4 protein-coding genes are annotated in these 6,909 nt (G+C 39.0%); 3 read left to right on the top strand and 1 reads right to left on the bottom strand.

What is annotated here, in order from left to right; genetic code table 11:
* The coding region (locus tag J6U00_RS00150; protein ID WP_296577374.1) for a serpin family protein at positions 1–1,856 on the bottom strand (1,856 nt) is incomplete at its 3' end.
* Positions 1,857–2,476: 620 nt separating this feature from the next.
* Here J6U00_RS00150 and J6U00_RS00145 point away from each other — a divergent pair.
* From J6U00_RS00145 to J6U00_RS00135, 3 genes are all read left to right on the top strand, one after another.
* On the top strand, positions 2,477–4,870 hold the full coding sequence (locus J6U00_RS00145; RefSeq protein ID WP_296577372.1) for a leucine-rich repeat domain-containing protein: 2,394 nt from the start codon (positions 2,477–2,479) through the stop codon (positions 4,868–4,870).
* Positions 4,871–5,021: 151 nt separating this feature from the next.
* Positions 5,022–5,387, top strand: a complete 366-nt coding sequence (locus J6U00_RS00140) for a hypothetical protein (protein ID WP_296577370.1) — start codon at positions 5,022–5,024, stop codon at positions 5,385–5,387.
* A gap of 714 nt (positions 5,388–6,101) precedes the next feature.
* Positions 6,102–6,909: endo alpha-1,4 polygalactosaminidase (locus tag J6U00_RS00135; RefSeq protein ID WP_296577368.1), on the top strand; the 808-nt coding region annotated here is incomplete at its 3' end.

The following is a 6,909-nucleotide window of genomic DNA, read 5'->3' as shown; positions in this document are numbered from 1 at the left end:
GGAATGCCTGCACCACCGCCAAACATTCCGATACCAGTCGCAGCGGCAGCCTTTGTGCCCTTTTCTGTGACTTCTATCTTTGTCTTGTGAATGACATCGTCAATGAATAAAGACGGAGCGTCCTCAACAGTAATGTCGTTTATCTTTGAGAAATCGGCTACTTGAGGTGAAAATGCAGTTGACAATCCCATATCAATTAGAACATCTTTAAGAGAAGTATCATAACTGTATTGGAACTTGGGCATAAATACTGTAAGGTCAAATTCATAGGAGTTTTCGGGTTTGCTGAGACTGTCAATAAGCTTTTCGGGATCAAGGCTACTGATATATCCGATGATATCATTATCGCGGGGGAGTATTCCCAAAAAGCTATAGTTTTGGTTTATATAGGACTTTTTAAAGGCGTCGGCGTCTCCAAGGTCGAAATATGTATATTCTGAATGCTGCATTTTGTCGATGATATGTACGTCGCCGTTAAGATCGGTGAAAGTATCCTTAAATGTTCCGTTATATGCTTCGTTCCAGTCAGCTTCGAAGAATAGGGTGTTGATGAGCATCATCAACGGTTCAGTTTCGCCTTTTTTGTCGAGATAGCCGTTTTTTAGGATAGATGGTATCATGCCCTTGGTATTGGTGTTTACCCAGCTGTTTATATCGCTGACAGTCGAATCGTCAAAATCAGACTTGTATATCTCTGAGCTGTAGTATTTCTTATTTGCCTCAAGGAATTCTTCGTGCACCTTGAATTCAGGCTTGTCCTTGAACCATATAGAATTTGCAAGATAGACCTTTTCCTTATCAAGATCAGGTAGCGTTTTTACATAGTATGCCATGTAATCGTTGATCTGTTCTATTGTCAGACCATTTCCGAGGAGCTTTTCCATTTCATCACGTGTTTCGCCGTCAGCGCCGTTTGCGGTCATTGCAAGGGCTGTAGAAACGGAGAGGGGAGATACAAGAAAGTTTTCCTCGCCCTGTTTAGTCGGATCAAAGCATCGCTTCAGCAGCTCGACGCCGAGATTCATTTCCGCGGAAGCGAACTTGTCGTCAGTGACTGTGCCATCGGAAGCGAGTATATCGATTGTATTGTCAAGGCGTATGCTGCCGATAGGAGAGACCTCATTGAATTTGGTCTTGCTGCCGAGTAGGAAGGCCTGAACCTGACAGAAATCGTCCTCGTCTATTTTAGCATTAAGGTTTATATCGCCGTTCATAATTTGAGTATAAGAGAGCTTTGTATCGGTTGTGCCCGAAAGGTACTTTCTGTAGGTGATTGCGTCGTAAGAGTCAACTGTTCCATCGTCGTTGATATCACCATATAAATGGATACCAGGCGAGGTGACAGAGACGACCTCTTCAAAATCGTACACGAAATTGCTATAATTCTCGGTGAGTAAATCTGGATAGTTATTGTCCGTTTTAACTCGGATAGTGACCTCGGAGCCAACCTTAATCTGAGAAAGAAGGCTGTAATTCTTTTTCCTTAGTGCGTCAGTTCTGTCAATCTGTCCGTTTTCAGTTTCGGATATATCTGGCATTGGTTCAAAGTTGAGTACAGTATATGTAGGAGCTGAGGAAGAGCCAAAGAGTTCAAAGCCGAAGCCTCCAAAGTTGAATCCATCCTGATTGGAATCTGGGCTATCTGCAATAATAACTCTGCATCGTTCGGGTGAAACGTTTAAATCATGGATTATTACATTTTCAAATACATATTCATTCAGTCCCTGATAGGGTAATTCCGAATCTGAATATGGGGTAGCTGAATAAGCTGTGGGAAAACTTCCGACAGTGCCAAGAACCATAGTTATACCAATGATAACCATAGTGATCCTTGATGTTTTTTTTGATTTTTCCATAAAAAATACTCCTTTACTGATTGATTCATTCCCTTCATATATTTATTTCGTTTCTTTTCTTCTATATTATAATAAAAAAGCAGATATGTCAATATTTTAGTATATTGTTTTTTATTTTACCATTTTGCAATTATTAAGTTCATATTGCTGGTGAAATTGAAATAATATGCAATTGTGTAATAATACATCTACAGTGAGCTGCCAATGGAGGGATAATATTTGTGATTTTGTGGTAAAAGTACTGTAAATCCGTTTATAATCAAGCAAAAGAAATAAATCTTCTTTAATAATCCTTACAGTATCTTATAACTAAATTAGTCACTATTGTCCTGCTGAAAAAAATAAAAAAGCTGTTACACTTTAGGAAAAAATTGCGTTATTATATAATGAAAGCTTTTATTATAGGTAACATAATACTGAAAAATAAGCTTTGATACAAGCAATGTTGTGAAGATGTATGCTGTGCTATAAAGCTGTATTAAATAAAAACATTTGTTTTGTGCAGCTTTGATGCAAGTAACTTTACATAAATAGACTTTTATGTTTAGTGAATGTAATAATCTGGTTGCGATTTTCACAGTATTGCAGTATAAAAACGAAGACAGACAGGAGGTCTAACAATGAATTATTTGAAAAGATGCGCGCCAGTTCTTACAGCTGCTGCACTATGTATGGTTCTACGTTGTCCGATGACTATGCAGGTCTCAGCAGAGGATAATGAACAGTATCAGTGCGGAGCGTATACCTATGAGTACTACGACACTGGTGAACATCCTACTGTGAAGATCACGGCTTGTGACTGGGATTCACTCAGCGGAGACACACTTAAGATTCCTGAAAAGTTGGACGGTATTCGTGTCAAAATGCTTGATTATCGTTTGTTTGAAGGAACGGAATATAAAAAGGTCATTCTGCCAGACAGCCTTAGTTGGGTCGGCTATGCCTGCTTCACTAACTGCCCAAATCTTACTGAAGTTACAGTTTATGAGGCGGATACCCGTAACGAATGGGTCGATGATCCCAATGCACCATTCACGTTAGTTAGCAACGCTTTTGAGGGCTGTTCCAAGCTGGAGAAGATTACATTCTCTGAACGCACAGGTGAAATCAACAGTTATGTGTTCAAAGACTGTACATCATTACAGTCAATTGAATTGCCAGATAATCTGAAAAAAATCGAAAACAATTTATTTTACGGATGTACATCTCTGCGTGAGATTACGATTCCGGATTCAGTTACTGAGATTAGTTACAATGCTTTTTACGGATGCACTTCTCTGACTGATGTCGATGTGCCGGTAAACGTTAAATCTATTGATTATGGTGCTTTTGCAGGATGTACGAATCTTGGAATACTTACTGTAAGAAACAGAGGTTGTATCATTAATGAAACTCTCTCTGCATCATACAAAGACGCTGTGAGCAATCCGACTATTCTTTGCGGAAAGCATAAGTCCGGTGCGGAATACTATGCGAAGAAACACGGACTGACATTTCGTTATCTCGACGATGAGATCCCCGATCCTTCAGAGTATCTCAAATTTGAACTTATCAGTGGCAAGGATGCATATGAAGTCACAGGATATGAGGCGGATATAATGCCTGCCATGGTCGATATTCCCGCTGTTTATAATGGTAAGCCAGTTCTCCGAATAGGAAGATCTGCATTTTTACAGTGCAAGTCTATTTGTTCTGTTGAAATCAGCGAAGGTATTGAGGAAATCAGTGCCTATGCATTCAGCGGCAGCAATGTGCAAACCGTCCTGCTTCCAGAGACACTGAAGGAGCTCGGATACGGTGTGTTCAATTCATGTGGTTTTCTGTCAGATATCAATCTGCCTGAAGGCATTACTTACCTGTTGACTGAAACATTCAAGGGCTGCACCTCACTTAAACAGCTGACCGTACCACGCTCTGTGGATCGTATAAAGGAAGGCTGTTTCCAGTCATGCAGTTACAGTCTGGAGCTGTCTATTTTGAATCCATACTGCACGCTGGACGATTCGGCAAATACGGTCGGTTACTGCAGAAAAATAATTGGTGCGAAGGGCTCTGGTGCAGAGGACTATGCGCTTAGATACAACAAAGCTTTTGAAGAAAATGGCGAGACAACGCTTGTTGTCTTCAATGCACAGTCAGTCGGATATCAGTTCCATATCAATGCTATGATACAGGCAGATATCCCTGCTGATCTCCTTTCAGATCCGGATGCTGTATTTGAGATGCAGATTGATGGCAGAACTTATACAAAACCTGTATCAATGAGTATGCCGTATATTCCAGAAGATTCCAGCACTGCAACCGGTTTTACCAGTAATCAGCGCAGAACCTTTACAATAGACATGTGCCCTGCCGATACGTTGAAACAGGCTGAATTCCGGTTCCGTTACGGAAATGAGACCGTCGCAGAGGCAGTGACCAAGAAGGGTACAGATGTGACTGAGTCCGGTCTTATCATCAAAGTGTATGATTATTTCAAGAAGGTACTTGAGAATTCTAATCTAAGTAATTTGCATCGGAAACAAGCAAAAACAGCAATGGATTTCTGCGCTGCAACAGCGCTGTATTTCGACAAGAATGCGGACTGTACCGTCAGCGATGATGTGCAGACGCTTGATTTGTCGGTATTTGATTCCATAAATCTACGGACAAGCGGAACGAAGCCTGACAATCTGGAGCTTCAGTTCTCGACTGTATACAATGCAGACCCGTTTATGCGCCTATATGTGAAATTCTCTGACGATAGCTATGGGGAACACACCTATCTGAAGGGAGCAAACAGAACGACGAATACAGAACTGGCACAGAACAGCAGGGGAGAGTACTATATGGATTCATTTTCCGAAGAACGTTCTGACCTGAATTACAATTATTCGTTCCAGATTGACTCCTACGTGATTAAGGTTCCGTATTTTTATTACGCAAAGCAGCTTGCAGCGACCGGCGATGCCATAAAGGTCACGCTCGGAAAAGCATTTTATCTCTATGTCAAGGGATTATGGGAAGGAGAATGAATGTGAAAAAGACCTATGAAGAAGCAATATTGACTATCATCGAATTTGCCGAAGAGGATGTCATTACCACAAGCAGCGGCGAAATATATGAGGGTGAACGTTTTACCATTGAGTAAATCGCAAATTTCGTGGTAAAAAGGAGAAATGTACTATGAACAGCAAAAAACGGCTGAATGCCGGTATTATTCTTGCAGTGATATGTCTGCTGCTTTTCAGCTGCTTTTTGCTGAATGGCTGCGGTTCAGGTGGGAATCCCGTGAAGGATCAATCGTCTTTGCAAACTCAGACTTCTTCGACGTCGGAAAAGGTTACGTCTGCTGTCACTGTAACTGAACCCGCAGAGACGCTGCCTGTAATGTATGAAGATGAGGAAGAAATAGTGCTTACGGTGCATGATGATGAGTTCACCGATGAACAGGATATCTCCTTAGATTCTGATGTGTCAAAGCCTACTGAAGCGGAGCCTGATCCGGCGCCAGATATAGTTACCGGACCGTGGATAGACATCGATTTTTGAATTATGTACCCACATATTTGATGTGATGATATGTCATTAAGTGTCATATATACAATTGATTATATTCTTAATTGATATCGTAGTTATATGAGACTTTCAGGCTAATTTAACTAAGTTAGAGAGATGTAGGAGTTTATGACTCGTACATCTCTTTTTTATGGCGTTATTGTTATTGAAAATGCTTTATATCATTTTTAATTTTCTGAAATTATGCATTATTTAGCAGTTGGTTGAGCTGTTTTCAGTTTATACAAACTAAACGCGATTATTATTATATATGTAGACTGCAGTGTATTAAAGCATAATGTACATCATTAACGTTATCGCTGATATAAATCGATATATTCGTTTTTTATCATAAATTAAAAATTTTTTGTCTGAAAACTGTTTTTCAGTTCGTATATATTAACAGTACAGCATGAGATAGTTGAAAACTCAAAAAATATACAAACTGATTATAATACGATTTATTACAGTACTTCAAAATAACATCCTTTTTCCTGCAATGATTATTAATGATAGGGATACCGGCATTATATTAAAAGGTAAAACCGTTTCATTAAATTAATAAAAAGCATATTCAAAACAATCCACATTTGAAAAAGAGTATTATTATGAAAAAACGCTATACTTAACGATTGAAGAAGATATCTAACAAATCAAACACTAAAGAACTCACAACAAAAACAAATATCTAAAGAAAAGAGGAGCATAATGAAAAATAAAAGGATAACAAGCTTGATAATGGCTATAACAGCTAGCCTTACTGCAATGTCAGCTAACCTCTGTAATATAGAGGCTGAAACAGCAGATATCAAATATGAGTACGGAGTATTTCTAGGCGCTGATCCTGAGGATATTTCATATATGGAAAGTTATAAGAAGATAGTTATCGATGCGCAGTATTTTGAAGCAGAAGAAATCAGTGAGCTGAAAGAATCAGGGCACACTGTCTACAGCTATATTAACCTCGGATCTATCGAAAAATTCCGCCCTTATTACAAGAAATACAAGAAGTATTCTCTTGGTACTTATGAGAATTGGACTGATGAGAAATGGATAGATGTCTCCCAGAATGAATGGCAGGATTTCGTTGTTAATGAGCTTGCAAATGATATACTTGACAAGGGCGTTGACGGTCTTTGGGTTGATAATTGCGACGTATATTACAATTTTAATAATGATGGCATCTTTAATGGCGTAACAAATATCTTGATGGGATTAAAGGCATATGACACATACGTTATTATCAATGGCGGCGATACTTATGTTTCGAAATATGCAAATGATAATAATAGTCTAGACGCTGTAATGGATGCTGTAAATCAGGAGACAGTTTTCAGCGCTATCGACTGGGATAACGATATGTTTACAGAAAATGATGATGATACTAGAGAGTATTTTCAGGATTACTGTAAGCTTGCAAGTGATTACGGAAAAGACGTTTATCTGCTTGAATATACTGAGAATAGTGATATTATAGACGATGTAAAGAACTATTGCTTCGAAAACGGTTATACAT

The sequence above is a fragment of the Ruminococcus sp. genome (assembly GCF_017650195.1).
Classification (GTDB): Bacteria; Bacillota; Clostridia; order Oscillospirales; family Ruminococcaceae; genus Ruminococcus.
The sequence above is the reverse complement of the archived record's forward strand: the minus strand, read 5'-3'. Positions and strand labels throughout refer to the sequence as shown.